Genomic DNA, 26,402 nt, shown 5'->3' with positions numbered 1-26,402 from the left:
ATGGATGGGTTTTCCAAGGAAATTAAAGAAAATAGCAGAGATTTAGACCAAAACTTTCATTATCTTCAACCACTTCTAGAAAATAAACGATTTGTTTTCTTGGGGGAAAGCAGTCATTGCGTAAAAGAATACAGTGAAACAAAAGTCAACCTTATAAAATATCTCCACAAGCAATTAGACTTTCGCGTTCTAGCTTTCGAAAGTGAAATGGGGGATTGTTTTGCGGGCGACCACCTTTCACCAAATCTAGATGCAAGCCAATTTATGACGGGTAGCATTGGACGTGCATGGCATAATGAGTATAATTATGAACTATTTCATTACTTGAAATCTATGAAATCCTCCTACCCATTACATTTTGTTGGTGTAGATGTACAACAGAGTGAAGGAAAGCATTTCTCTTCTTTTTTAATGGATTATCTAGATATTCACTTGCAGGAAAGATATTTACAATGGGAATGCAAAGTTAATGAACTGTTAAACGAGGAAAACATGAGAAAACGTCGGAAACGAAGACCAGAAAGCAAGGAAGTGGAAAGAGAAGGAATGGAGTTATTAAGTCTGATAAAGAAACAGGTATTTCCAGATGTTAAAATAGAGAAGGTAATCATCCAAACAATAGAAAATCGATTAGATTATTTCAAGGCAACAATGGAAATGGGGTTTTCAAAGTTATTTGAGTATCGTGATGAACAAATGGCAAAGAACTTGGAGTTTTTATCTCAAGAGATTTTTCCCAATGATAAATTCATTATATGGGCTCATAATCTTCACATCAAAAAGAAAACGAGTGCTCATCGTTTCTCTGCTTACCAGTCTTTTGTGGAGAGTTTACCAGATTCGATGAAGCAGGATAGTTTTGTGGTCGGTTTTTATGCAAAAGATGGTGAAATGGGAGATTATAATGGTCAGCCCTATCCAATAAGAAAGAGTAATAAAAAACATTTGGAGTCAATTTTGAGCCATTCCCCGTATGACAATTGCTTTATCCCATGTGAGGGTCTAGATTGGGGAAGGAAGAAATGGAAAGCCTTTGAAGGTGGAGGAATGAAAACATCATTTATCCCCTCCGAGCAGTATAATGGAATATTCTTTTATAAAAAGGTGCATCCCGCTTTAATTAAAACAGATCGCAATTAATTACATAATTTATCTCGCATATTATGGCAGGCCGACATAAACCGCAACGCATTGTCGGCACTGGCACGTCCTGTGCGTCATAAGACCCCCACTTTAAACCTACGAGGAAAACCAAGGAGGTTAAATGGGGATAAACTGATTCCATAACTCTAAAATACTAGTGGGGAAAATCATCCTGGATGATTTTCTCCACTAGTGTATTGCTAACTATAACAATGGTTCATAGTTGGTAGAGTATATTGGTTGTAAATCAATATTCGGAGAAATATAGAGCTTGGCATGATTGACCGCTATCGGTCCCTCATTAAACCCACCAGCAATAAGGTTGAGTTTTCCTTCATAATTCGCAATATCCCCTACTGCAAAAATCCCAGGAATGCTAGTTGCCATTGTTTGGTCGACTACAATGGATCCATTACTCATTTGCATACCCCAATCTGTGATTGGTCCAAGATCGATTTGGAATCCATGACTAACAATTAAATGGTCAACAGGTAATTCTTCCAGTGAATTATTTTCAAGTTTCCTGATTGTAACACGCTCAATTTGTTCTTTGGTTCCTTTTAAATCAACAATTTCATATGGATGTAAGACGTTAACAGAAGAGTTTTTCATTTTTGTAATATTGCTTTCTATTCCAGTAAAAGTTGGTTTTCGATAGATCAATGTTACTTTGTCCGCAATTGATTCAAGTTCATTTGCCCAATCAACAGCCGAATTCCCACCTCCCGAGATTAGAACATGCTTATTAGCATAGCTTTGTAACTTTCGAATTGTGTAATGTAAGCTAGTTCCTTCAAAGTCTTCTGCATTAGGCAAATCCAGCTTAACGGACTTTAATGTACCATAACCAGTGGCTAAAACAACGGTTTTCGTATTATGTTGTTCTCCATTGCTACTGGTTAATAGAAAGGTACCATCTTGACGTTTTTCCATCCTTGTTATTTGCTGGCCCAGTACGATGGTGGGATCAAATGTTTTTGCTTGTTCGATTAAGTTTTCTGTAAATTTTTCACCTGATATATTTGGAATTCCGCCAACATCCCGAATTATTTTTTCTGGGTAAAAATAGGGAACTTTACCGCCGAGAAACGGAAGGTATTCGATAATTTTTGTTTTCATTTCACGCATTCCACTATAAAAGGCGGTAAATAAACCAATCGGTCCTCCGCCAATTATGGTGATGTCATATAATTCAAGTTGCTTTGACATACTATTATCCTCCTGGGGTTACTTTGTTTTCATTAATAAGTACACAAAATAAGGTACACTTAAGATTGCGACGATAATACCAACTGGAATTTGTGTAGGTGCCAATACGTTTTTACCAATCATATCCGCAACCATTAGTAATACAGCACCGATAAGAGCAGAAATCGGGATAACATATTGATGAAGCGGTCCGATTAATCTTCGAGCGATATGGGGAACGACAAGACCTAAAAAGGCGATTGCCCCACCAGCTGCTACGGAAGCCCCTGCTAAGGATACAGCGAGAACTAGTAATTTAATGCGTTCCTTCTCTACATAGGTGCCAAGGCCAGAAGCTACTTCATCTCCAAAACTTAATATATTGAGTGCACGACCTTTATATAAGGCGATAGGGATTAGTACGACCATCCAAGGTAAGAGAGCTAGGACAAAATTCCAATTCGCACTCCAAATATCCCCAGATAACCAAACCGTTGCTTGTCTGAAATCTTGAGGGTCCATTTTTAGCTGAAAAATGATTAAAATCGCACTGAACCCTGCATTGACACCAATTCCAACTAAGATTAGTCGAATAGGATTTACTCCTTTTTTCCAAGCTAGGCTATAGATGATTAATGCTGCAATAAGGGCACCAAATAAAGCAAATATTGGCATCATAAAACTCGATAGAAGACTGGTTGTTTCTATTTTTGCTTGAAAAAAGAAAATAAATAATACAACCGCTAGCCCAGCTCCTGTGTTAATCCCTAGTATCCCTGGATCAGCCAATTCATTTTGCGTTATTCCTTGTAGAATAGCACCTGATACTGCTAACCCTGCACCAATTAAGAGTGCCAAGATAATACCAGGTAACCGAAAATCAAAGAGAATTAATTCTTCTCGATCCGTTCCTTGACCAATTAGTGTTTTAAAAACTTCTGTTGGATTAATACGAATTACTCCCGTATTTAAACTAATAAAAAACATAATAATTAGAATTAGAATTAAAAAAAGTATAATAAAGCTAAATCGTTTCTGTCTAACTTTTTCATAACCTTGCATTACTTGTCACCTCCACTACCACGTGCCAAATATAAAAAGAAAGGAACGCCAATTAGGGAGGTTATGGCGCCAACCGGAGTTTCAAATGGTGCATTTATCATTCTTGATATAATATCGGATAGTACAAGTAATAATGCACCGAAAACAGCAGAAGAAGGAATAATCCAACGGTAGTCCGTTCCCATAATAAATCGTGTAATATGTGGAACAATAAGTCCGACAAATCCAACTACACCAGCAATAGAAACAGCTGAACCAGTAAGTATTAAAACAGATAAAATCCCCAGTACTTTAATTGCTATGTTACTTTGTCCAAGACCGGTTGCAATATCTTCGCCTAAGCTTAAAACGGTGATCGATTTTGATATCGAAAATGCTAGCACTAATCCAACGATTCCAGATACCATTAAGATCGTTACAGAAAGCCAGCTTGTTCCAGCCAATCCACCTGCTAACCAAAATCCCATCTGTTTTTCTAGTTGAAAATGAAGGGCGATCATGGAAGATACGGAGCTTAACATTGTTCCAATCGCTACACCAGCAAGGGCCAATTTTACAGGCGTTAATCCTCCTGTCGAAATGGAACCAATTACAAAAACAACGACTACAGCGATACCAGCTCCGATAAATGAAGCGATTGTACCCCCAATGCTTGATATCGTTGGTAAAAATGCCAATGTGATGACTAAGGCAAAAGCAGCACCGTCTGTAACTCCCATTATCGAAGGGGAAGCTAAAGGATTACGAGTCATTCCTTGCATGACAGCACCTGATACTGCTAAAAAAGCCCCAACTAATGCTGCTGCAAATGCTCGTGGTAAGCGTAATTCCTGAATTACTTGATGGTTTGTTAGGTCTGGATTAAATTGAAAAATAGCCTTCCATACAGTTGTCATTTCAATAGATACAGCACCAAAAGATACGGAAAGTCCTATCGAAAGGACTACTGCAATCAATGCTAAAATATTGACTAAAATTTTAATAATTACCGAATGATGAATACGTTTTAGCATATTTTCTCCTAAAGATTTATAATATAAATATTGACTTAGTAATTGAAAATGATTATCATTACCGTGAGTAATTATAACATATTGGAGGAGTACATATGTATAGAAATATTAAAAATAACGTATTTTTTTATATTGTAATTATCGGTTTACTACTATTGATATCAGCATGTGGCAATGAATCATCAGAAGAGACCAATGAGGATTCCGCGGAGAATTCCACCGAGAATGCAGAGGTAACACTGAATTCTGAAATGGGCGAGGTAACGATTCCAACAAATGCGGATCGAGTAATTGCTCCATATCATGAAGATGCACTACTCGCGTTAGGAATAACTCCAGTTGCGAAATGGGTTATTGGATCAAGTGTGCAAGATTATTTAGAGGAAGACCTTGGAGATTTACCAGGTATTGAGTGGAACCTTCCATTAGAACAGGTTCTTAATCATGAACCAGATTTGATTATTTTGGAAAATGCTCTAGATAGCTATGAAGGAACGTATGATGATTATAATAAAATTGCCTCCACTTACGTTATGACAGAAGAAGTCACTAAAGATTGGCGAAAACAAGTTGAACTATTTGGTAAGTTATTCGGTAAAGAAAGTGAAGCTGAAGAAGTGTTAGGTGATTATGAACAGCAAGTCGAGGAAGCAAGTCAACAAATAGAGGATGCAATTGGGGATGAATCCATTGCGGCAATCTGGGTTACTGGAGAGCAATTTTATTTATTTGAACAGGATCGTCATAGTGCAAATGTATTTTATAACGAATTAGGGATTAATCAACCGTCCCTTGTTACTGAATTAGGGGACGCAGAGGCACAATGGAATCCGTTATCAATTGAAAAATTATCTGAGTTGGATGCCGATCATGTTTTCTTACTTGCAGAAGAAGGGGAACAAGGCATCGAATTATTAGAAAATAGCAATGTTTGGCAAAGTACTCCTGCTGCTGAGAATGGTAATGTTTACCGCTTAAATGATCCAAGTAACTGGACCAACCAAGGTTTAATCGCTTCTGAGCAAACAATAAACGATATTGTGAATATGTTAGTGGACTAAATTTTAGGGGATTGATAACGATTATCATTGACTAATAGGCAAAAAGCCAATAAACTAGAAGTAATGAATTTCGGAAATAAAAATGCTCATCATATGGGTGTTTTAAAAGTACGGTGTAGGGAGAGATTCCAATGCAAACGTTGACAGCGAAGGATTTAACACTGGGATACGGCGATTCGATTATTATTGATGATTTAAACTTGGAAATTCCAAAAGGGGAAATCACCGTTTTAATCGGAGGAAATGGATGTGGAAAGTCTACATTGCTGCGTTCTTTGGCCCGTTTAATGAAGCCGAAAGATGGTGATGTTGTATTAAATGGTGAGGATATCGCTAAAATGCCAACAAAAGATGTTGCAAAAAAACTTGCTATCTTACCGCAAAGTCCCACCACTCCAGAAGGTCTAACGGTTAAAGAATTGGTAAAACAAGGAAGACATCCATATCGAGGCTTTTTAAAGCAGTGGTCTGCAGAAGATGAAAAAGCAGTAAACCATGCTTTAGAAGTAACAAATATCCATGATTTACAGGATCGTTCGGTTGATTCCTTATCTGGTGGACAACGTCAACGTGCATGGATTGCAATGACTCTCGCTCAAGATACGGATTTAATTCTTTTGGATGAACCGACTACGTATTTAGATATGACTCATCAGATTGATGTGCTTGACTTATTGTTTGAGTTAAACGAGAAGGAAAAGCGAACAATTGTTATGGTTCTACATGATATAAACTTGGCAAGCAGATATGCGCATCATATTGTTGCGATTAAAAATAAAAAAGTTTATGCACAAGGTAAACCGGAAGAAATTATTAATTGTAATTTAGTCCATGATGTTTTTGACATGAAATGTGATGTTATGTACGACCCAATGTTCGGTACACCTATGTGCATTCCTCACGGTAGAGGTCGGTGCATTTTTGCAAATCAGACATTAAAACAATAAAAAACCAATAAAGTAAAAACTCATCAATTTAATGATTGATGGGTTTTTTATTTGTAACGATACATGCTTCCGTAATTTTGAGCCAAATTAAAGATAGGAGGTATGAAGTTATGGATAAGAAAAAGTATTACGTTAGCTTACAGGCACAAGAAATTTCACAAATCGAATACTCTAATAACGATGAATTTGTCGTGTATGCGACAGAGGAAGAAATTGAGGAATTGCGATCAAAAATGGATCAGATGGAGGATGCTGCCCTGGGTACCTTTATTAGATCTCACGTACCTATTAAGCCGTACCACGAAGATGAATCGAACGATAAATATGACGCTGGTATAACAGATGCGTATCAAATGCTATACGATTTAGGAGATACAAATACTAAGGCGCATATAGAAAGTATAGGAATTCTATCAAATAATCATATGTAAGTAGAATGAGGAATAGGATATAGATATCTTATTCCTTATTTAATTTAATTAAATTCTACAAATTGAGATAACTAATTGTAGGCTTGCTATAAATAAAGTGTTTATTTATTTATAATTTAAGGAATACTATGAACAAAGGAGGCTATTATGATTCGCGAATCTATTATTTGGATTTCACTAGCAATTATTCTACTGATCATATTACCAATGGAACGAATTCAATTTACCTCAGCTGAAGGTTGGAAACAAGTAGAATCTACTCAGGAGATTGTTGATTCTACATCCCAAAAAGATACAGATAAGGACTTACAGAAGCAATATAATAAATCAGATAGGTTAACCCATGAAGAAATACTACAATTGACAGATGAATTTATGAATCTACTTGTTCAAGAAATTGATGAGGATTATCAGGTTCGAAACTTTGATACAAAAGAAGAACTACTTGAAGCGTTTGAGGAAGTAACAACTCATGAAGTAGCATACGATTTTGTAGACTTTTATTATACCGAAGAGTTGGGGAAGCTTTATATCATACCAACGGAAACACCACCATGGTTCATGGAAGAAAATGACTATGATGTGATACAATTAAATCAAGAAGGAGTTAAAGTAATTCAAGAAAATGATTCTGTTTTATATGGAGAATATACAATTGAACTTGTATTTACAAAAGTAAATGGTTCATGGAAAATAACAGAAGTCACCTACCCAGAATAAGATAATTTAAAGGCAGCTGAAACCATGTATACTTTTAGAGATTTTTATAATAATGAAGTTAAACTATCCTTTGAGGATCATCCTTTTTCCAAATCACCCAAACATGTTTGGGTGATTTGCAAGTATAACAATAAATGGCTTCTAACAGACCATAAAGAGCGTGGACTTGAATTTCCTGGTGGGAATGTAGAAGAAGGGGAAACACCTGAGCAAGCAGCTGAAAGGGAAATTCGAGAAGAAACTGGTGGTATCGTAAAAAAGTTAACCTATGTTGGTCAGTACTATGTGGCTGGAAAAGGGAAACATGTAATTAAAAATGTTTATTTTGCCAGTATTCAGCTACTCCATAAGCAAAAAACGTATTATGAAACAAACGGTCCTGTATTGTTGAATGACATTCCATCAAATGTGATGAATAATCAATTGTATAGCTTTATCATGAAAGATCATGTGCTAACGTATAGTTTGGATTTTATTAAACAAAGGTTGGCTGTGGATTGATTGAATTTATTCTTCCGTCGCAGTGCCGGCAACGTGATTTCCGCTTTGTGCAATTTCTATGGGGAGGTTTCGGCAATTTAGCGAATGAGTTCCGCTTCGTCATTTATAAGGATCGTAGTTCCGTTAAATGACTAAAAACAGCCCTAAACAAGGAATATGAGGATCCTCATTCCGCTATTAGACATAAATTAGTGAAAATTGTACTGGAAAATTGTGAATAAAGGAATGTGGAACCGAAACCATGCTCCAAGCATATTATTTCGGCCATTTAACGGAATGAGGTTCCACTTCGTCATTAAGTAGGATCGTGGTTCCGTTAAAAAACTAAAAATCGCCCCAACAAGGAGCATGAGGGTTTTCATTCCGCTATTTGTACCCAATACCCAATGGTGGTTAGATGAATCTTTTTTCCACTGACTGATTAAGTATTCCACCATCAGCCGAATATTAGAATAACAATTGTTTTAGTTACGTCGCTTCATATATCAACTATGAATTAAGTTATTTAGCCTTTGATAAAGTGACTTTCAAACTCACTATTCAGAATCGTACAGCTTTAGAGTGGGATGCTTTATTTATGTACCGCCTTATTTTTTACATTCCCCCGCATCTAATGAGAATAAGACCCCCACCCCAGAAAGTTCGAGTAATCAGTGTTTAACTACCCGCAATTGCCTAATTCGTTCCTCTAATAAAACTGTGGGGGATGAAGAACCCCCACGGATTGAAGAACCACTTTATATTACCCTGTGTGCTTGATCAACCAGCCTTCAACTTTTTCTACGACTTTATACATAATTGCTGCAAATATAGCAATAAGAATCAAGCTTGACATAACGAGTGTGAAGTCGAATACTTGGAATCCATAGACAATTAAATATCCTAAGCCTTCTTTAGAGACAAGAAATTCCCCAACGATGACTCCGACCCAAGACAGACCTACATTTACTTTTAATGTGGATATCATAGCTGGAAGTGAAGCTGGGAAGATTGCTTCTTTGAAAAGTTGCCATCTAGAAGCCCCAAAGCTTTGTAATACTTTAATATAGTTAGGATCAACTTCTCGAAATGCTGAATAGACTACGAGCGTTGTAATGATGATAGAAATGATTGCACCCATTGTAATGATTGATAAATATCCAGGACCAATTGCCACGATTATGATAGGTCCTAAAGCAACCTTAGGCATGGCGTTTAATATTACGAGGTATGGATCCATGATTTTTGCAAATCGAGTTGACGACCATAAGGTAACGGCTATAATAATTCCCAATAACGTACCAATGATAAATCCAAGAACCGTTTCAAATAATGTAACCTGCGTGTGAATCATGAGTGAGCCATCTACTATTTTATTTTTTAGGTGAACAAAGATTCGAGATGGTGAGCTGAATATCAGGGGATCAATCCAACGTAATCTACTGCATAACTCCCATGTTGCAAAGAAAACAATTAGGATCATAAATTGCCATGTAAAAACAATTTTTCTTTCACGTTTTAGCTTTTGTTTATATTGTTCAAATAATTGCTGATCCGTTTTTTTATCCATTCATCTATCCCCCCTTTATAAGCCGTAAAGCTAAACTATATAGGAGTTGCTGTATCATTTTGATTTAATTCCTCCCATACTTTATCAAACAGGTTTTGGTATTTAGGGTGTCTTCTAGAGGTAAAAGGCATTTCATTTCTTATCTCAATAGGTACTTCGAATGTTTTGGCTATTGTTCCTGGATTAGCATCCATTACATATATTCGATCGCTCATAGCAATTGCTTCACCAATGTCATGTGTAACAAGTATCGCTGACTTATGATACGTTTTTAATATTTGATAAACTAAGTCTTCTAACTTTAATTTGGTCTGATAATCCAGCGCTGAAAATGGTTCATCCAGTAATAATACTTTTGGATCAGTGATCAGTGTTCGTACAAGGGCAACACGTTGTCGCATCCCACCTGATAAAGCGTTTGGATATGCATCCGCTACATTCGCTAAGCCTACTTCGTATAGTAATTCCGTTGCTTTGTTCTTCACTTCTTCTGATTTGTTGTTATGAATTTTTGGTCCTAACAACACGTTGTCTAGGATTGTTTTCCAGGGAAATAGATAGTCTTGCTGCAACATATAGCCAATTGCGAGTTCAGAACGTTTCAATGGTTTCTTATTAAGAAGTACGTTTCCAGATGTTTGTTGGATAATCCCAGCAACAATGGATAGAATGGTTGATTTTCCACAACCACTCGGTCCAACCAATGACACAAACTCTCCTTCTTTTATGGAAAATGAAATATTATCTAAGGCTTTGGTAAAGTCTTTTTTCGAAAAGTAATAGTGGGAGATGTTTTCTAGTGATAGAAAGGACATGGATTCCCCTCCTTAGTCATTTATAACCTCTTCAGCAATCTCCGTATTGACGAGCTCATTATATGGGATATCCCCTTCCGGAAGTTCTCCAGCTTCTTCCATAATATTGTTTAAATTATTCCACTCCTCTTCGTCAAGGATTGGATCAGTTGCAAATGAACCTTGGCTCTTATAACGGTCGATAGATGATGTGAGAATATCTAATTCTACATCTTCAAAATATGGTTGAATTACCTCAGCGATCTCCTCTGGAGCTGTTTCTTGGACCCATTGCTGAGCTTTATGAATTGCTCTAGTAAAAGCTTCTACGTTCTCCGTGTTTTCTTCCATATAGCTTTGTTTTGCCATAAATACGGTATATGGAACGTGACCAGACTCTTCACCAAAGGATGCAATTACGTGACTATTTCCTTCTTTTTCAAAAACACTAGCAGTTGGTTCAAATAACTGGACGTATTCATAGTCTCCTGATGCAAACGCACTAGGTATATTTGCAAACTCAACATTTTGGGAAAGATTAAGATCATTATGTGGATCGATATTATGTTGCTTTAGCACAAATTCACCAACCATTTGAGGCATTCCACCCTTACGCTGACCAAGAAAGTTACTATCTTTTAGATCCTCCCATTTAAAGTTAGGTTTTTCTTCTTTGGAAACTAAAAATGTACCATCTGTTTGTGTAAGTTGTGCAAAATTAACAGCATAGTCATTTGAATCTTGCGCATAGACGTAGATGGAGGTTTCTGATCCAACTAGTGCAACATCAATACCATCTGATAGTAATGCTGTCATCGTTTTGTCTCCACCCCAAACTGTTTGCAACTCAACGTCTAAACCTTCGTCTTCGAAATATCCTTTTTCTAATGCAACATATTGCGGAGCATAAAATAAAGATCGCGTTACTTCTCCTAGTTTGATAGAGGTGTTTTCATTGGAGCCACATGCAGCCAGTAAAAGTAGAATCATTGTTGAAAATAAAGTGAGACCCTTTACTTTGCTCATCGTTACCATCCTTTCCTTAGGGAAATTGTTTGTATCATACGTAAGTAATGATACTTATGTCTTAGAGGAAATTAATCACCACATTTTATGCGATTTAGAAAAAATGTGTGAATGCCTATATTGGAATTTTGGAGATGATGAGGAAGCCTTATCTCGAAGTCTAAGAAGGATTTATATCTAGGCAAATGACAGTCTGTAGCAAAATTCTTGCGTCAATAAAAAAATACCGACCTCGTAAATGAGATCGGTGTCATTCAATGTTACTTTCACTTATAAAATATATAAAATCCTCTTGGGATGAGGTAACAGATTAAGGGCGATAAATCGGCCCAGCCTGTGCTATTTCGTCACTGGCGTCGGAAAAATTCGCGAAGTTCTCGTGGAATTTAACTGCTAATTTTTTAGCTTCTTGCTCGTAAGCGTTTGGATCAGCCCATGTATATTTGGGTACAAGGACGTCGTCTGGAACACCTGGAACATGAATAGGGATATTTAAACCAAAAATTTCATCCTTAACAGTTTCCAAGCTGTTTAACTCACCTTCCAATGCTGCATGCACCATAGCTCTTGTATAAGAAAGCTTGATTCGTTCTCCAACACCATAGGAGCCACCAGTCCAACCAGTATTAATTAAAAATACATTGGAGTTATACTGATCAATTTTTTCGCCAAGCATTTTTGCATAAGCAGATGGAGCTAATGGTAAAAAGGGTGCTCCAAAGCAAGCAGAAAAAGTTGCTTCAGGTTCTGTAACGCCTCGTTCTGTTCCAGCTAACTTACTTGTATATCCACTTAGAAAGTGATACATTGCCTGTGACTTTGACAGTTTGCTAATAGGTGGCAGTGTTCCAGACGCATCAGCAGTTAAGAATATGATTGCATTTGGATGGCCAGCCACACTAGGAGACACAATATTATCAATGTTTTCAAGTGGATATGCTGCACGCGTATTCTCTGTTAGTGACGTGTCATCATAATCCGGTAGTCTTGTGTTTTGATTTATATTTACATTTTCGAGTACAGAACCAAAGCGAATCGCCTGGTATATTTGCGGCTCTTTTTCTTCAGATAGATTAATGCACTTTGCATAGCAACCGCCTTCTATGTTAAACACACCATTCGGACTCCACCCATGTTCATCATCCCCGATTAAACGACGATATGGATCTGCAGATAGTGTAGTTTTCCCTGTTCCGGAAAGTCCGAAGAACAATGCAACATCACCTTCTTGCCCAACATTAGCTGAGCAGTGCATTGACAAGACATTATTCTTTGGTAATAGATAATTCATGATCGAAAATATAGACTTTTTGATTTCTCCAGCATATTCTGTTCCACCAATTAAGATGATTCGATGTTTAAAGGAAACCATCACAAATGCTTCTGAATTGGTACCGTCCACATTAGGGTCTGCCTTAAATGATGGTGCTGAAATGACTGTAAATCCAGACTGGTGATTTTCGAATTCCTTTTCTGTTGGACGAATAAATAGTTGACGTGCAAATAGGTTATGCCAAGCGAATTCATTAATGACTTGGATTGGAAGCCGATATTTACTGTCAGCACCAGCATAGCCTTTAAATACGTACAATTCATCTTTCTGTTTTAGATATGTTATTACTTTATGGTATAATTGTTCAAAAACATCCGGTTCAATTGGTTGGTTTACTGATCCCCAATCAATTTCATCGTTGCAAGTTTCATCTTTCACAATAAACTTATCTTTCGGTGAGCGACCGGTATATTTTCCTGTTGTAGCTTGAACGGCTCCTGTTGCTGTCAACATTCCCTCTTTTCTGGCAAGTATTTTTTCAACCAATTGGGCAACGGATAAGTTTATTTTAGTGCTAGGCTGTTCAAAAAGTTCCTCTACTAATGACGATTGGATGATCGTTTTCATACACATATAACCTACCTTTATAATCATTTATTTTTGAAGGAAAAATCATTCCGACAATGTGTTACATAATCTGATTATTAGTATAACACATTAATTTTAATAGTCCATACTATTTATTGATTTTAGTTTATTTATTTCTTAACTAATTTGTGACATCATTGAAAAAAGTTGACATAGCATACATCTTTCGTTAATCTTACTTTGAGCGGATACTCTCTTATTCAGAGTTGGCGGAGGGACAGACCCAATGAAGCCCAGCAACCATCACTTTTTTGGTGAAAAGGTGCTAACCTGATGCAAGGATTTTCCTTGAACAATAAGAGCGAAAGGCCACACCCTTTCCTCAACATTGAAGGAAGGGCTTTTTTGTTTTATGGAATATAATACTTCTAACAATAGAGTTCCGTACCACATTTTAAAGGGAGGATTTAGCCAAATGGCTAATAATCGTCGTTTATTTACATCGGAGTCCGTAACAGAAGGACATCCGGATAAGATTTGTGACCAAATATCTGATGCAATTTTAGATGAAATTTTGACAAAGGATCCAGATGCAAGAGTTGCGTGTGAAACTACTGTTACAACGGGTCTTGTACTTGTATCTGGAGAAATAACTACTAGCACGTATGTTGATATCCCAGCAATTGTCCGAAAAACAATTAAGGAAATTGGGTATACTCGTGCGAAATATGGTTTTGATGCGGAAACATGTGCTGTATTAACAGCTATTGATGAACAGTCACCAGATATTGCTGGTGGTGTAGACACCGCACTAGAAGCACGACAAGGTAAAATGAAAGAAGCCGAAATTGCTGCAATCGGAGCAGGGGACCAAGGGTTAATGTTTGGTTTTGCTTGCGATGAAACAGAAGAACTGATGCCGCTACCAATATCATTAGCACACAAATTATCAAAACGATTATCAGATGTTAGAAAAGATGAAACACTTGATTATCTTCGTCCAGATGGAAAAACGCAAGTTACCGTTGAATATGATGAAAATGATCAGCCTGTACGAATCGATACGATCGTTATTTCGACTCAACATCACCAAGATATTACGTTGGAACAGATTGAGAAGGATGTTATTGAAAAAGTTATTCGACCGGTAGTGCCTGAAAATTTATTGGATGAACAAACGAAGTACTTTATTAATCCAACAGGCCGTTTTGTAATTGGTGGCCCTCAGGGGGATGCTGGTTTAACGGGAAGAAAAATTATTGTTGATACGTATGGCGGTTATGCTCGTCATGGTGGTGGTGCATTTAGTGGGAAAGATGCTACAAAAGTAGATCGTTCTGCAGCTTATGCTGCTCGATATGTAGCTAAAAATATCGTAGCGGCCAATCTAGCTAAAACTTGTGAAGTGCAATTAGCCTATGCGATCGGTGTTGCAGAACCAGTTTCCATTTCCATTAATACATTTGGAACAGGCCAGGTTAGTGAAGAAGAATTGGTAAAAGCAGTCCGTCAACTGTTTGATTTGCGTCCAGCTGGAATTATTCGTATGTTAGATCTACAGAGACCAATATACAAAGATACAGCGGCATATGGCCATTTTGGTAGAACCGATATCGTATTTCCTTGGGAAAAAATCGATAAGGTCGATGATCTAAAGCAACTAGTAGTGAAAAACTAATAAAACTCGTGTAGAACGTTAGTAGAACAATCCAAGATGACAAAAATCTATTAAAATTGCTCCAATTGGTATACAACGTAGTGTTTCAAGGACTATACCAATGGGGCAATTTTTTATTGGTTGGTAAGTTGGTTGCGAATTTTGTTGAATTATGAATACAATTTATTTAGAATTATAGACATCCTAAGTATGAAATACATATTGGTTATTTTGATTAGAATAGGAGAAATCGTATGAAACAAGATCAGCAAATCAAGAGCCAATCATTTGTACCTGTAATTATGGGCGCTGATATTGGTGCATATAGCATTGCGCGAACATTTCACGAAGCGTATCAAGTTAAATCTATTAGTATTAGTAGAGGATTAATTGGACCGATTAATCATTCTGTATTATTACAAAATGTAATTGAAAAGAAAATGGATCAGGATGAAGATTTACTTCAATGTTTACAACGCATTGAGCAGACCTATCCAAATTTGCCAAAAATGTTACTAGGTAGTGATGATTGGCATATTGAAATGATTGTGGATGTGAAGAAACAGTTAGGTGAAGGATGGATCACACCATATACAGATCGAAATGTGTTAGATCGTGTCATTGATAAATCTCGTTTTTATCAATTATGCGAGGAATTGAACGTAGATTACCCTAAGTTTATAACAGTTAGAGGGGATTCTCCAGAGAAAATTGAATTACCATTCGACTTTCCCGTCGTCATTAAACCTGCAAGTAGGGCTCCGTATGAGGAAGTGGACTTTGTAGGTAAAAAGAAAGTATTTACTGCGGATAATAGGGATGAATTCGATCGTATTATTTCTCTTCTTCGAAATGCCGATTATAGAGATAGCATCATTATTCAAGAATTTGTACCTGGTGATGATACTTCCATGCATATATTAACGCTATATACTGCGCAAGATGGTAAAACTAAACTAGCTTCATTTGGACAAACATTACTCGAGGACCATACACCTGGTGGAATTGGGAACCCGGTTTCCATTCTTAGCTTACAAAATGAAAAAGTAATAAAACAAGCTATCCGTTTGGTAGAATCAATTGGGTATGTAGGTTATTCTAACTTCGATTTGAAATTTGATGAACGAGATGGAAAATATAAATTTTTCGAGTTAAATCCTAGACTTGGTAGAAGTAATTATTACGTTACTGCCGAAGGACACAATACAGCTACTTATTATGTGAAAGACTATTTGCAAAAAGAAAAGCTCGAATATGAAACTGCAACGAATCATTCCTTGTACTCCATCGTGCCGAAACGTTTGTTATTAAAATATATTAAGCAAAAGGATATACGGACCCAAGTAAAGAAACTATATCGTTCGAATAAAGTAAAGAATCCAATGAATTATTTTCCGGTTGATAAAAGCCTGAAACGTTTGTTTTATGTGTTTGCATCAAAAATGAATTTTTATAAAAAGTTTAAGAATTATCCACCAATGTAGTTTATAAAATAGGTACTCCAAAACCAAACATTTTATAGGATCAAGCGTGCTTTTATGATATAATTTTAAAGATTATGGTTCATCATGATTGAAGGAGATGTAGGAAACGATGTGTGGTTTTATTGGTATGATTCGCAATAATCCGGTTACGCAATCGGAAGATGATATAAATATATTTAAGGCACAAAATAATATTATTTCTCATCGGGGTCCAGATGATGAAGGGTACTTCTTTGATGAATATGTATCATTTGGTTTTCGTCGTTTAAGTATTATTGACTTAGACAGTGGTCAACAACCGCTAAGTTATGATGACGAAAAAATCTGGTTAATATTTAATGGGGAAATATACAATTACGTTGAATTGCGAAAAGAATTGCTAGAAGAAGGATATGCATTTAAAACAGAATCAGATACGGAAGTTATTGCAGCACTTTTTTCCAAACATAAGGAAAATGCTTTTCAATATCTTCGCGGGATGTTTTCGATATTAGTTTGGGATAAAGAAGAAGAAACTTTGTACGGTGCACGTGACCCATTCGGTATTAAACCGTTATTTTATTATGAAACAGAAGAAGGGATTACTTTTGCTTCTGAGAAGAAGAGTATTTCTATGCTGTTGGAAAAAGAAGATGTAAGCTATGATGCGTTACAGCATTATTTAAGTTTTCAATTTGTTCCTGAACCAATGACACTGACGGAAGGAATAAAAAAGGTTGAACCGGGCCACTATTTTGTGAAAAAAGCCGGGGAAGACATTGCGTTCACCCGTTATTGGCATGCAACATTTAGTCCTGTATTAATGGATAAAAACGACTGGATTAAACGAATTCAGGATGTACTTTATGATTCGGTAAATGTTCATATGCGAAGTGATGTACCAGTTGGATCATTTTTATCAGGTGGAATCGACTCGACGATTATCGTAGCAATGGCCAGAGAATTTAATCCAAACATTAAAACTTTTTCAGTTGGTTTTGAACGAGAAGGATTTTCCGAAGTAGATGTTGCTAAAGAAACGGCTGAAAAATTAGGTGTGGAGAATATCTCTTATATTATTTCTCCAGAAGAATATGTAGAAAAACTACCAAAGATTATGTGGCATATGGATGATCCGTTAGCAGATCCTTCCTGTGTACCTTTATACTTTGTTTCGCGTGAAGCGCGTAAGCACGTAACGGTTGTCTTATCTGGAGAAGGATCAGACGAACTGTTTGGTGGTTATAATATTTACCGCGAGCCAGAATCCTTGAAAGTTTTTGATTCCATTCCAACACCAGCTAAAGATCTTTTAGCAAGAGTTGCAGAAGTTTTACCAGAAGGAGTTCGTGGAAAGAGTTTTCTAGAACGAGGGACAAAACCTCTCCGAGAACGTTATATAGGAAATGCGAAAATGTTTGAGGATGCAGAAAAAATAGAGTTGCTGAAACACTTTAATCATAATTTAAGCTATCGAGATATTACTGGGAAATTATTTGATCATGTAGAGGATTATCCGCTCGTAAACCAAATGCAATATGTAGATATTCATACATGGATGCGTGGGGATATCTTGCTGAAAGCAGATAAAATGACAATGGCTAATTCATTGGAGCTACGCGTTCCATTTTTGGATAAGGAAGTGTTCCGTGTAGCCAATGAAATACCAGTTAATTTAAAGATTGCAAATGGAACAACGAAAGATATTTTACGTCAAGCATCTAGAGGTATTATTCCAGACCATGTACTTGATCGTAAGAAACTCGGATTTCCTGTCCCAATTCGTCACTGGTTGAAGGATGAGTTAAATAGTTGGGCTAAACAGTTAATTGAAGAGAGTGAGACGGATCATCTCTTGCATAAATCCTACATTAAGGATTTGCTTGATGCGCATTGCCAAGGCAAGGGAGATTACAGCCGAAAAATTTGGACAGTATTGATGTTTATGCTATGGCATCAAATCTATGTTGAAAATAAATTTGATGTAGAGGAATTAAGAAAACAAGATCCAGAAGTGTCGATTGTTACCTAATGCTAAGTAAGGGAAAAGCAAAAGCGGGTGATTCTAACGTAGAATCACCCGCTTTTTTGTAGATGGTAGTATTCATGACTGAGCAAATGGTTATTTTAAGATTCGGCTGATGCTGGAATACTTAATCACCATTACATTAAATAGTGGATGGGGATATTCTAATCTTGATTCAGGTGCGTCATTTAACTTGAATCATAATACAAATTAAAGACGGAGTGGAACATCAATCCACTAAATGGCCGAAATAATTCGTCTGGAGCATGATTTTAGAACCTCATTCCTTTATTTACCTTTTTCCAGTACAAATTTTACTAATTTATGGCTAATAGTGGAATGAGGATCCTCAAACACCTGATTTAGGTAGTTTTTTGTCATTTAACGGAACCACAATCCACACCAAAGATGAAGCTTCACTCAGTCCGCTATTGACTAAAATAATTCGTCTTCAGCATGATTTCAGGTCTTCTTTCTGTTTGCCTAGTCTATACAGAGTTCCTCCGTCTTCTAAATGTCTAAGGAAGCAAAGTATTCTAGTATTATTTTGACAGGAGCTGTCATGAGGAAATCGACTCCCCGCAAAGGGAAATCACGTTACCCTTATGTCACATTTATATTAGCTATACGCAATAAGAGATGGAAGGGGAAATTCTAGTTGAGTATTGCTGAAATTATTTGTTTAAATCAGTATGTTCTTTGTAATATTGTCCCTTTTCAACATAGGATTTGCGCACTCGTTCCATTTCTTGATAATCTGCTTCCGTTAGTTCTCGAACTACTTTTGCAGGTCTACCGAGTGCTAGTGTACGAGGGGGTATTTTTTTGCCAGGTGGAACTAAACTACCTGCGCCTATAAATGCGCTCTCGCCAACTTCTGCACCATCTAATATAATCGATCCCATGCCGATCAATGCATTTTTTCTAACAATGGCAGAGTGTAATGTTACTTGATGACCAACCGTTACGTCATCTTCTACAACTAACGGGTTGTCAGGACTTTGGTGAAGCATTGATAAATCCTGGATGCTAACACGTTTGCCAATTTTCGTCGGAGCGACATCTCCTCTAATAACGGTTTTAAACCAAATACTGGACTGTTCATCAATGGTAACGTCACCAACTATAACGGCGTCAGATGCAACGAAAGCAGAACTATGTATAAGTGGTTCTATATTTTTGTAGTGGTGTATCATTAAGCTTGATTCCTCCTCTAAAATATGATGATATATTTAGTATAGCAAATTTTGTGTCGGAACATGGGAATGATAAATTCTTAATTACTGTATATAAAGTTTTCCAATGTGGATCGGAGGATGCGCCAATTGAGAGTTCCAACAAATTCTTTCTCTTTAATGGTGACTGTTTACAAACAAATATTCCCATCCGTAAAACGGGAATTATCGTATTGGCAAAAACGAGCGGAGGAAATTCCTAATAATGAATTGCGTACACAGGCGTTGGCTAGTATTAATTCTAAACGATTTCATTGCCAAGGAGGAGCTGTTTTCTCCTTGTTAGCAGGGGAGAAACATCAAGCAGCCGTTCGGTTTATTGTAGCTTATCAAACGATCAGTGATTATCTAGATAATCTCTGTGATCGTAGCACATCGATGGATCCTGATGATTTTCGTTTATTACATCAATCAATGATTGATGCACTAAGTCCCAACCAGTCTGTGAAAAATTATTATGCATGTAGGAATGATCAAGATGATGGCGGGTATTTAGAAGACCTAGTAAAAACTTGTCAATTGGTACTAGAACAAACCCAGTTATACCCAGTTATCCGTGCTACCCTACTAAAACTTGAGGGGTTGTATGGAGATCTACAAGTACATAAACACGTCCGTCTGGAGGAAAGAATCCCGCGACTAACGGAATGGTTTGAGAAAAATAAGGATAACGCCACCAGTTTAAGTTGGTATGAATTTTCTGCAGCTGCGGGTTCTACTTTAGGGATATTTTGTACGGTCTCCTATGCGTTAAGTGGAAACATAACAGAAGAAGTAGTAGAACAAATTTATCAAGGTTATTTTCCATATGTACAAGGTTTACACATATTATTAGATTATTATATTGATCAACTTGAGGATAAGGAAGAAGGAGACCTCAACTTTTGTTTTTACTACCCATCTCAAGAGATTTTGAAAGAGCGTTTGTATTATTTTATTGAGCAAGCAGATAAACATATTCAAAGACTGCCAGATCCTTTTTTTCATCGAATGATTCATCATGGACTTGTTGGTCTATATTTGGGAGATTCGAAAGTTGCAGCTATTGAAAATGGAGCAGAAATGAGAAGGAAGTTATTAAAAGCAAGTGGAAAAAAAGCAACCTTTTTCTATTGGAACACGCGAATGTACTATAAATTAACGAATAAAGCTTAGTGTTAATTGAATAGTTGACAATAAAACCTTGGCAATGTTGGCCAAGGTTTTGTTTATAACTAGCAGCTCGAGGTATACGCGGCGTCTTGTCGCATTGTAGACTCTAGCACGTTCTGTGCGCCGTAAGATCCCTACTTGAAACCTCGAGGTAAACCAAGTATGTAAAATGAGGGAACCAACACCAAGTGTCTGTAAATGTCCAATTTGTTCATCTAACAATCCATTTCGGATGAAAAATTCCCCACTGATTGCAGAATAACTTTATCTTTTCTGAATCGCAACGAGAAAAGGAGGTGTGTTTGCTTGATTCAGAAATTCATGCTTTAGAACGGTGTACTTCTTTTGATCTAATTTACTCACTTTATCCAAAATGATATCTTTCTCTTCTTTACCACCTGGATGCCCGTGATAGATCACAAGAACTATGATTCCATTTTCTTTTAACCTTTGTAGAATTTTATTAATCGCAGTCATCGTGGTGTGGCCTTGTGTAATAATAGATTTATCGCTTTTAGGTAAATAGCCTAAGTTAAAAATGGCCCCTGCAATTGATTGTTCTGTATCGGTAGACAGATACGTATCAGCATTAGCGTGACTATCCAGAATAAGTTTCACATTATCACAATTGTTCTCTTTTAGCTTTTGCTTCGTATTGTTGATAGCTTGTTCCTGAATGTCAAAGCCCAATACAAGTCCGTGTTCCCCTACTAATTTACTTAAAAAAACGGTATCATTACCGTTTCCACACGTAGCATCGATCACCGTTTCATTAGGGTGGACACATTCTTTTAACAGTTCATGCGCATAATTAAGGATTCCTTGTAGCATAATGTAACTCCTCATCATCATTTTTCTATAGTTTAGCACCAAAGGTAGTGTGAAGAAAGAACTTCCATGGGTATGAAAGCAGAAGATAATAGAAATAATGGGCATATATACCTTGACAAAGCATAATCCTTTCATTAAAATTCAATATAATAATTCAAAAACGATGCGAAGGACTAGTAATAATGTGTTTCAGGTACAGAGAGGCAGTGGTTGGTGGAAACTGTCGCTGAAACCTTGTGAACTCACCTTTAAGGTTGCAGGAGTGAACGTAAGTAGTTCCTGACGTTAATCCGCGTTAAGGATTCAAGTGAACGTTTGTTGCGTTAATTTGGGTGGTACCGCGGGAGTGTAAGCTTCTCGTCCCTTTCTAGGGACGGGAAGCTTTTTTGCGTAATAGTGAACCGAGCATCATAAAGAAGTTGCTCGCCACAACTAATTGAAAAAAGGAGGATGAATGATGAGTTTTCACCATCAAGAAATTGAAAAAAAGTGGCAAAAGTTTTGGGAAGATAATAAGACATTTAAAGCTGACACATACTCAGCTAAAGAAAAGTTCTACGCTTTAGATATGTTTCCTTATCCCTCTGGGTCAGGATTACATGTAGGACATCCAGAAGGGTATACGGCAACTGATATCCTTTCACGTATGAAGCGTATGCAGGGCTATGAAGTGCTTCACCCAATGGGGTGGGATGCATTTGGATTGCCAGCAGAGCAATATGCACTTGATACGGGAAATAGTCCAGCTGAATTTACGGAAAAAAATATTGCTACTTTCAAACGGCAGATTCAAGAATTAGGTTTTTCTTATGATTGGGATCGTGAAGTAAACACAACCGATCCAAATTACTATAAATGGACACAATGGATCTTTAAGAAGCTGTATGAAAAAGGGTTGGCCTATATTGATGAAGTAGCCGTAAATTGGTGCCCTGCACTAGGGACTGTTTTAGCAAATGAAGAAGTAATTGATGGTAAAAGTGAACGAGGAGGGCATCCAGTCGTTCGAAAGCCGATGAGACAATGGATGCTGAAAATAACGGCATATGCGGACCGTTTACTAGATGATCTGGATGAATTGGATTGGCCAGAGAGCTTAAAGGATATGCAACGAAATTGGATTGGTCGTTCAGAAGGAGCAGAAGTAACGTTTGCAGTTGATGGCCATGATGAGGCCTTTACAGTATTTACAACAAGACCTGACACATTATTTGGAGCAACCTATGCTGTGCTCGCACCAGAACATCCATTGGTAGAGCAAATTGTATCTGCTGATCAAAAAGCAGCCGTAGAAAAGTACTTGCATGAGGTGCAAACAAAATCAGATTTAGAACGAACAGATCTTGCCAAGGATAAAACAGGAGTATTTACTGGTGCTTATGCCGTTAATCCGGTAAATGGTGAAAAAATGCCAATATGGGTTGCTGATTATGTATTGATGTCCTATGGAACTGGAGCAATCATGGCTGTACCTGCACATGATGAAAGAGACTATGAATTTGCAACAAAGTTTGATTTGCCAATCGTTGAAGTCGTTGCTGGAGGGGAAGTTTCCAAAGAAGCGTATACAGGTGATGGAGAACATGTAAATTCTGACTTTCTAAATGGATTGGGTAAAGATGAAGCAATTTCGAAAGCAATTTCTTGGCTTGAAGAAAATGGGAGAGGAACGAAGAAGGTAACGTACCGTTTGCGTGATTGGCTATTCTCTAGACAGCGTTACTGGGGTGAGCCAATTCCGATTATACACTGGGAAGATGGAACAATGACCGCTGTAGCGGATGAGGATCTTCCGTTAGAGCTTCCGGTAATGAAAGACATTAAACCATCTGGAACTGGTGAATCACCATTAGCCAATAGTGAAGGCTGGGTAAATGTAGTTGATCCGAAGACAGGTATGAAAGGTCGTCGTGAAACGAATACAATGCCACAGTGGGCGGGTAGTTGTTGGTACTTCCTACGTTATATCGACCCTAATAACACGGAGAAATTAGCCGATCCGGAAGCTTTAAAAGAATGGTTGCCAATCGATATTTATATTGGTGGTGCAGAACACGCTGTCCTTCATTTACTATATGCAAGGTTCTGGCATAAATTCTTGTATGATATTGGTGTTGTTCCTACAAAAGAGCCATTTATGAAGCTATTTAACCAAGGAATGATCCTTGGTGAGGGTAATGAGAAAATGAGTAAGTCAAAAGGAAATGTTGTAAACCCAGACGATATCATTGTATCTCATGGTGCAGATACCCTACGTCTGTATGAAATGTTTATGGGACCGCTAGATGCATCTGTTGCATGGTCAACCAATGGTTTGGACGGTGCGCGTCGATTCCTTGATCGTGTGTGGCGGTTGTTTATAAATGAGGATGGATCGTTATCTGAAAAGATCACAGAATCAGAATCAGCCGAATTAGAAAAAACGTACCATGAAACCGTGAAAAAAGTAACAGAGGATTTTGAGAGTCTACAATTTAATACAGGTATTTCGCAGATGATGGTATTTATAAATGAAGGCTATAAAGCAGAAAAAATACAGAAAGCGTTCGTGGAAGGATTTGTAAAAATGCTTTCCCCTGTTGCACCTCATATAGCTGAGGAATTATGGCAACGACTAGGGCATTCTGATACAGTTACTTACTCTACATGGCCAACTTTCGATGAGTCCAAGTTGGTAGAAAAAGAAGTTGAAGTAGTTCTTCAAGTTATGGGGAAAGTTCGCTCAAAACTATCAGTTGCGAAAGATATATCAAAAGAAGAGTTAGAAAGATTAGCCATGGAAGATGAAACCATTAAAGAATGGATCGAAGGAAAAACCGTTAGGAAAGTAATCGTAGTTCCTGGAAAATTGGTCAATATTGTAGCTAACTAATTCAAACGATTGAAAAGGAGCCTCATAGAAAAGAGGCTCCTTTTTTAATTTGTTGGTACCCATTCGGTTTTTACAATAATCCATTTGTCTCGATCATAATACCATAGAGATTCAATTGTGCCGAGTTGGTCTGCATGAGAAATACCACTTATTTGTTGAAAGCTTTTTAAACCATAACCTTTTCTATCGCTAATAAAGACAGGCTCGAAATAAGCAATAGGATCAACCATAGGAGATGTATTTTTTATTAAGCTTCCTTTTTCATCATAAATTCCTTTTTCTATATAATCCTCAGAGTGCTCATTAACATCAACTACAACTGGTTCTTTTGTTGGTGATATCTGTACCTCTACTTCAAAATTCTCTTTAAAATCTCCTTGCACATAATCTTGTTTTGGTAGTGGAATTTCTACAAGGTTATATTGTATTAAGGTATGCAATTTATAATGGTGTAACCCACCACTACCGCCAGTAGGGCTTTGGTAAAAAATTTCATTTACTTTGTCATGGTTGAAATCAATGAATTGAAGAATTGGTTCATATCCACCACCATAGTTGATTTCCCATGTCTCATTTTCGTGGTTTTTAACAACCGCCACGATATCCCGATAATATTCCGATTCAGGTGAAAATAATATCCCTTTTAATTCAATTTCTTCCTTGTGCCCATCGCCGGTTACATCTTCTTGATAAGACTCAATCACTTTTAATTCAGGTGGTTCTTGTTTTTCATTAGCAAATGTCAAATTAGCACATATAAATACAATTGGTATTAAACAAATAAATATTTTGTATTTCATGTAAGCCCCCCACATAAATTTCATAAATATATTTTGTGTAAGAAATTTGAAAGCTATACACAAAAAACGTATTATAATAACGAGGTTAAAAATTGTATGATAAGGATGATTTTTTATGGAACATATAAAGGAAGTAACACCGAAAGAAGTCGAAGAGATTATATCAAATGAAGATGTTAACACTGAAATTATTGATGTAAGAGAAGATGAAGAGGTTGCTTCAGGAATGATTGAAGGGGCGAAGCATATTCCACTAGGTAACATACCTGATGTCGCAGATGAACTGGATAAAGAAAAAGATTATATTTTAGTTTGTCGATCTGGTCGTAGAAGTATGAATGCAGCCTTGTATTTAGACGAGATAGGATTTAAGGTTCGTAATATGTCAGGTGGTATGCTTGAATGGGGAGGAGAAGTCATCATTTAGGCTTCTCCAGTAATGGATAAATATAGTAATAATGGAAATATGTTATGTGAATAGCGTATTGACTGCTTGTTCTATTAGATGTATTATTATATTACTCGTTATAAATGAGGTCTTATTAAAAAAACTGAACTTTGTTATTGACATCATTTGAACGTGTGTGTTATATTAATCAAGTCGCCATTACGGCAGACGACAAATAACGACTTGCAACTTCAAAAAAATTTTAAAAAAAGTCGTTGACACGAAATTATAAGTTTGATATAATATAAAAGTTGTTGTTGATAGCAACAAAACAATTTGCTCTTTGAAAACTGAACAAAACAGCTAGTATGTTAAGATGAAAAACAACCTCGTTTTTCTAACTTATTTAAATCTAGAAGCTAGTGTTTCTAGTAGCTAAGAATTATCATTTGGTTGATTGGTGTCAATCAAATACAAACTTTTTTGGAGAGTTTGATCTTGGCTCAGGACGAACGCTGGCGGCGTGCCTAATACATGCAAGTCGAGCGCGGGAAGCAAGTTGATCCCTTCGGGGTGAAACTTGTGGAACGAGCGGCGGACGGGTGAGTAACACGTGGGCAACCTGCCTGTAAGACTGGGATAACTCGCGGAAACGTGAGCTAATACCGGATAATACTTTTTA

Annotated in this window: 22 protein-coding genes, 1 rRNA gene, 1 riboswitch and 1 other annotated feature; of the genes, 13 read left to right on the top strand and 10 right to left on the bottom strand. The window is 37.0% G+C overall.

The window, feature by feature from the left end; all coding sequences use genetic code 11:
• Entirely contained in the window at positions 1-1,140 is a 1,140-nt protein-coding gene (locus tag BMX40_RS10790) for an erythromycin esterase family protein (RefSeq protein WP_090869743.1), read from the top strand.
• A gap of 207 nt (positions 1,141-1,347) precedes the next feature.
• Here BMX40_RS10790 and BMX40_RS10785 read toward each other — a convergent pair whose 3' ends face one another.
• The 3 genes from BMX40_RS10785 to BMX40_RS10775 are packed head-to-tail and all read right to left on the bottom strand — an operon-like array spanning position 1,348 to position 4,406.
• Positions 1,348-2,352, bottom strand: a complete 1,005-nt coding sequence (locus BMX40_RS10785; protein ID WP_090869741.1) for an NAD(P)/FAD-dependent oxidoreductase — start codon at positions 2,350-2,352, stop codon at positions 1,348-1,350.
• A gap of 18 nt (positions 2,353-2,370) precedes the next feature.
• Positions 2,371-3,393 (bottom strand): FecCD family ABC transporter permease, encoded by a 1,023-nt coding sequence (locus tag BMX40_RS10780; RefSeq protein ID WP_090869739.1) that lies wholly within the window; start codon positions 3,391-3,393, stop codon positions 2,371-2,373.
• Positions 3,393-4,406: a FecCD family ABC transporter permease gene (locus BMX40_RS10775; protein ID WP_090869737.1), complete on the bottom strand. Its 1,014-nt coding sequence runs from the start codon at positions 4,404-4,406 to the stop codon at positions 3,393-3,395. Before BMX40_RS10775 ends, BMX40_RS10780 begins: the two co-directional genes overlap by 1 nt.
• Before the next feature lie 95 nt (positions 4,407-4,501).
• Here BMX40_RS10775 and BMX40_RS10770 point away from each other — a divergent pair, with 95 nt between their 5' ends.
• From BMX40_RS10770 to ytkD, 5 genes are all read left to right on the top strand, one after another.
• Positions 4,502-5,467, top strand: coding sequence for an iron-hydroxamate ABC transporter substrate-binding protein (locus tag BMX40_RS10770; RefSeq protein ID WP_090869735.1), 966 nt, complete (start codon positions 4,502-4,504; stop codon positions 5,465-5,467).
• A gap of 131 nt (positions 5,468-5,598) precedes the next feature.
• Positions 5,599-6,414: an ABC transporter ATP-binding protein gene (locus BMX40_RS10765; RefSeq protein ID WP_090869734.1), complete on the top strand. Its 816-nt coding sequence runs from the start codon at positions 5,599-5,601 to the stop codon at positions 6,412-6,414.
• 110 nt (positions 6,415-6,524) lie between these two features.
• Positions 6,525-6,845, top strand: coding sequence for a hydrolase (locus tag BMX40_RS10760; protein WP_090869732.1), 321 nt, complete (start codon positions 6,525-6,527; stop codon positions 6,843-6,845).
• Positions 6,846-6,992: 147 nt separating this feature from the next.
• Positions 6,993-7,565 (top strand): hypothetical protein, encoded by a 573-nt coding sequence (locus BMX40_RS10755; protein WP_090869730.1) that lies wholly within the window; start codon positions 6,993-6,995, stop codon positions 7,563-7,565.
• 24 nt (positions 7,566-7,589) lie between these two features.
• Positions 7,590-8,066 (top strand): RNA deprotection pyrophosphohydrolase, encoded by a 477-nt coding sequence (gene ytkD / locus BMX40_RS10750; protein ID WP_090869728.1) that lies wholly within the window; start codon positions 7,590-7,592, stop codon positions 8,064-8,066.
• A 742-nt stretch (positions 8,067-8,808) separates the two neighbouring features.
• Here the strand turns inward: ytkD and BMX40_RS10745 are convergent.
• The 4 genes from BMX40_RS10745 to pckA form a co-directional block, all read right to left on the bottom strand.
• Complete coding sequence (locus BMX40_RS10745; RefSeq protein WP_090869726.1) at positions 8,809-9,615, bottom strand: ABC transporter permease; 807 nt, start codon at positions 9,613-9,615, stop codon at positions 8,809-8,811.
• A gap of 35 nt (positions 9,616-9,650) precedes the next feature.
• Positions 9,651-10,430 carry an ABC transporter ATP-binding protein gene (locus tag BMX40_RS10740; RefSeq protein WP_090869724.1) on the bottom strand — a complete coding sequence of 260 codons (780 nt, stop codon included), beginning with the start codon at positions 10,428-10,430 and terminating at the stop codon, positions 9,651-9,653.
• 12 nt (positions 10,431-10,442) lie between these two features.
• The gene (locus BMX40_RS10735; protein ID WP_090869722.1) at positions 10,443-11,435 is read right to left on the bottom strand and encodes an ABC transporter substrate-binding protein; all 993 of its coding nucleotides are present in this window, start codon (positions 11,433-11,435) and stop codon (positions 10,443-10,445) included.
• Between the two features lie 310 nt (positions 11,436-11,745).
• Positions 11,746-13,335, bottom strand: coding sequence for a phosphoenolpyruvate carboxykinase (ATP) (gene pckA, locus BMX40_RS10730; RefSeq protein ID WP_090869720.1), 1,590 nt, complete (start codon positions 13,333-13,335; stop codon positions 11,746-11,748).
• A gap of 214 nt (positions 13,336-13,549) precedes the next feature.
• Positions 13,550-13,658: riboswitch (SAM riboswitch) on the top strand.
• 113 nt (positions 13,659-13,771) lie between these two features.
• Here pckA and metK point away from each other — a divergent pair.
• The 3 genes from metK (at position 13,772) to asnB (ending at position 18,448) form a co-directional block, all read left to right on the top strand.
• Positions 13,772-14,974: a methionine adenosyltransferase gene (gene metK, locus BMX40_RS10725; protein WP_090869717.1), complete on the top strand. Its 1,203-nt coding sequence runs from the start codon at positions 13,772-13,774 to the stop codon at positions 14,972-14,974.
• Positions 14,975-15,207: 233 nt separating this feature from the next.
• Complete coding sequence (locus BMX40_RS10720) at positions 15,208-16,437, top strand: carboxylate--amine ligase (protein WP_090869715.1); 1,230 nt, start codon at positions 15,208-15,210, stop codon at positions 16,435-16,437.
• Between the two features lie 109 nt (positions 16,438-16,546).
• Positions 16,547-18,448 (top strand): asparagine synthase (glutamine-hydrolyzing), encoded by a 1,902-nt coding sequence (gene asnB / locus BMX40_RS10715; RefSeq protein WP_090869713.1) that lies wholly within the window; start codon positions 16,547-16,549, stop codon positions 18,446-18,448.
• 668 nt (positions 18,449-19,116) lie between these two features.
• On the opposite strand, the gene BMX40_RS10710 is transcribed toward asnB, so the two are convergent.
• A complete protein-coding gene (locus BMX40_RS10710) occupies positions 19,117-19,638 on the bottom strand; it encodes a gamma carbonic anhydrase (RefSeq protein ID WP_090869711.1) in 522 nt (173 codons plus the stop codon).
• 120 nt (positions 19,639-19,758) lie between these two features.
• Between BMX40_RS10710 and BMX40_RS10705 the strand changes: the two genes are divergently transcribed.
• The gene (locus BMX40_RS10705; RefSeq protein ID WP_280139673.1) at positions 19,759-20,832 is read left to right on the top strand and encodes a tetraprenyl-beta-curcumene synthase family protein; all 1,074 of its coding nucleotides are present in this window, start codon (positions 19,759-19,761) and stop codon (positions 20,830-20,832) included.
• A gap of 261 nt (positions 20,833-21,093) precedes the next feature.
• Here BMX40_RS10705 and mnmM read toward each other — a convergent pair whose 3' ends face one another.
• On the bottom strand, positions 21,094-21,675 hold the full coding sequence (gene mnmM, locus BMX40_RS10700) for a tRNA 5-(aminomethyl)-2-thiouridylate-methyltransferase MnmM (RefSeq protein WP_342028679.1): 582 nt from the start codon (positions 21,673-21,675) through the stop codon (positions 21,094-21,096).
• 139 nt (positions 21,676-21,814) lie between these two features.
• Positions 21,815-22,028, top strand: a binding site (T-box leader).
• 89 nt (positions 22,029-22,117) lie between these two features.
• Between mnmM and leuS the strand changes: the two genes are divergently transcribed.
• Entirely contained in the window at positions 22,118-24,532 is a 2,415-nt protein-coding gene (leuS, locus tag BMX40_RS10695; protein ID WP_090869704.1) for a leucine--tRNA ligase, read from the top strand.
• Between the two features lie 44 nt (positions 24,533-24,576).
• Here leuS and BMX40_RS10690 read toward each other — a convergent pair whose 3' ends face one another.
• Positions 24,577-25,332, bottom strand: coding sequence for a hypothetical protein (locus BMX40_RS10690; protein ID WP_170840756.1), 756 nt, complete (start codon positions 25,330-25,332; stop codon positions 24,577-24,579).
• Between the two features lie 115 nt (positions 25,333-25,447).
• Between BMX40_RS10690 and BMX40_RS10685 the strand changes: the two genes are divergently transcribed.
• Both BMX40_RS10685 and BMX40_RS10680 read left to right on the top strand, forming a co-directional pair.
• Positions 25,448-25,759, top strand: a complete 312-nt coding sequence (locus BMX40_RS10685; protein WP_090869702.1) for a rhodanese-like domain-containing protein — start codon at positions 25,448-25,450, stop codon at positions 25,757-25,759.
• Positions 25,760-26,200: 441 nt separating this feature from the next.
• Positions 26,201-26,402, top strand: a 16S ribosomal RNA gene (locus BMX40_RS10680); the annotation flags it as partial.

Origin of the sequence: Oceanobacillus limi, assembly GCF_900111445.1 — a bacterium.
GTDB lineage: Bacteria > Bacillota > Bacilli > Bacillales > Amphibacillaceae > Ornithinibacillus > Ornithinibacillus limi.
The sequence above is the reverse complement of the archived record's forward strand: the minus strand, read 5'-3'. Positions and strand labels throughout refer to the sequence as shown.

What these genes read in the sequence shown, in the direction of transcription:
- BMX40_RS10790 (WP_090869743.1), top strand. Translation starts at nt 1, where the DNA reads ATGGATGGGTTTTCCAAGGAAATTAAAGAAAATAGCAGAGATTTAGAC.
- BMX40_RS10785 (WP_090869741.1), bottom strand. Translation starts at nt 2,352, where the DNA reads ATGTCAAAGCAACTTGAATTATATGACATCACCATAATTGGCGGAGGA.
- BMX40_RS10780 (WP_090869739.1), bottom strand. Translation starts at nt 3,393, where the DNA reads ATGCAAGGTTATGAAAAAGTTAGACAGAAACGATTTAGCTTTATTATA.
- BMX40_RS10775 (WP_090869737.1), bottom strand. Translation starts at nt 4,406, where the DNA reads ATGCTAAAACGTATTCATCATTCGGTAATTATTAAAATTTTAGTCAAT.
- BMX40_RS10770 (WP_090869735.1), top strand. Translation starts at nt 4,502, where the DNA reads ATGTATAGAAATATTAAAAATAACGTATTTTTTTATATTGTAATTATC.
- BMX40_RS10765 (WP_090869734.1), top strand. Translation starts at nt 5,599, where the DNA reads ATGCAAACGTTGACAGCGAAGGATTTAACACTGGGATACGGCGATTCG.
- BMX40_RS10760 (WP_090869732.1), top strand. Translation starts at nt 6,525, where the DNA reads ATGGATAAGAAAAAGTATTACGTTAGCTTACAGGCACAAGAAATTTCA.
- BMX40_RS10755 (WP_090869730.1), top strand. Translation starts at nt 6,993, where the DNA reads ATGATTCGCGAATCTATTATTTGGATTTCACTAGCAATTATTCTACTG.
- ytkD (WP_090869728.1), top strand. Translation starts at nt 7,590, where the DNA reads ATGTATACTTTTAGAGATTTTTATAATAATGAAGTTAAACTATCCTTT.
- BMX40_RS10745 (WP_090869726.1), bottom strand. Translation starts at nt 9,615, where the DNA reads ATGGATAAAAAAACGGATCAGCAATTATTTGAACAATATAAACAAAAG.
- BMX40_RS10740 (WP_090869724.1), bottom strand. Translation starts at nt 10,430, where the DNA reads ATGTCCTTTCTATCACTAGAAAACATCTCCCACTATTACTTTTCGAAA.
- BMX40_RS10735 (WP_090869722.1), bottom strand. Translation starts at nt 11,435, where the DNA reads ATGAGCAAAGTAAAGGGTCTCACTTTATTTTCAACAATGATTCTACTT.
- pckA (WP_090869720.1), bottom strand. Translation starts at nt 13,335, where the DNA reads ATGAAAACGATCATCCAATCGTCATTAGTAGAGGAACTTTTTGAACAG.
- metK (WP_090869717.1), top strand. Translation starts at nt 13,772, where the DNA reads ATGGCTAATAATCGTCGTTTATTTACATCGGAGTCCGTAACAGAAGGA.
- BMX40_RS10720 (WP_090869715.1), top strand. Translation starts at nt 15,208, where the DNA reads ATGAAACAAGATCAGCAAATCAAGAGCCAATCATTTGTACCTGTAATT.
- asnB (WP_090869713.1), top strand. Translation starts at nt 16,547, where the DNA reads ATGTGTGGTTTTATTGGTATGATTCGCAATAATCCGGTTACGCAATCG.
- BMX40_RS10710 (WP_090869711.1), bottom strand. Translation starts at nt 19,638, where the DNA reads ATGATACACCACTACAAAAATATAGAACCACTTATACATAGTTCTGCT.
- BMX40_RS10705 (WP_280139673.1), top strand. Translation starts at nt 19,759, where the DNA reads ATGCGCCAATTGAGAGTTCCAACAAATTCTTTCTCTTTAATGGTGACT.
- mnmM (WP_342028679.1), bottom strand. Translation starts at nt 21,675, where the DNA reads ATGAGGAGTTACATTATGCTACAAGGAATCCTTAATTATGCGCATGAA.
- leuS (WP_090869704.1), top strand. Translation starts at nt 22,118, where the DNA reads ATGAGTTTTCACCATCAAGAAATTGAAAAAAAGTGGCAAAAGTTTTGG.
- BMX40_RS10690 (WP_170840756.1), bottom strand. Translation starts at nt 25,332, where the DNA reads ATGAAATACAAAATATTTATTTGTTTAATACCAATTGTATTTATATGT.
- BMX40_RS10685 (WP_090869702.1), top strand. Translation starts at nt 25,448, where the DNA reads ATGGAACATATAAAGGAAGTAACACCGAAAGAAGTCGAAGAGATTATA.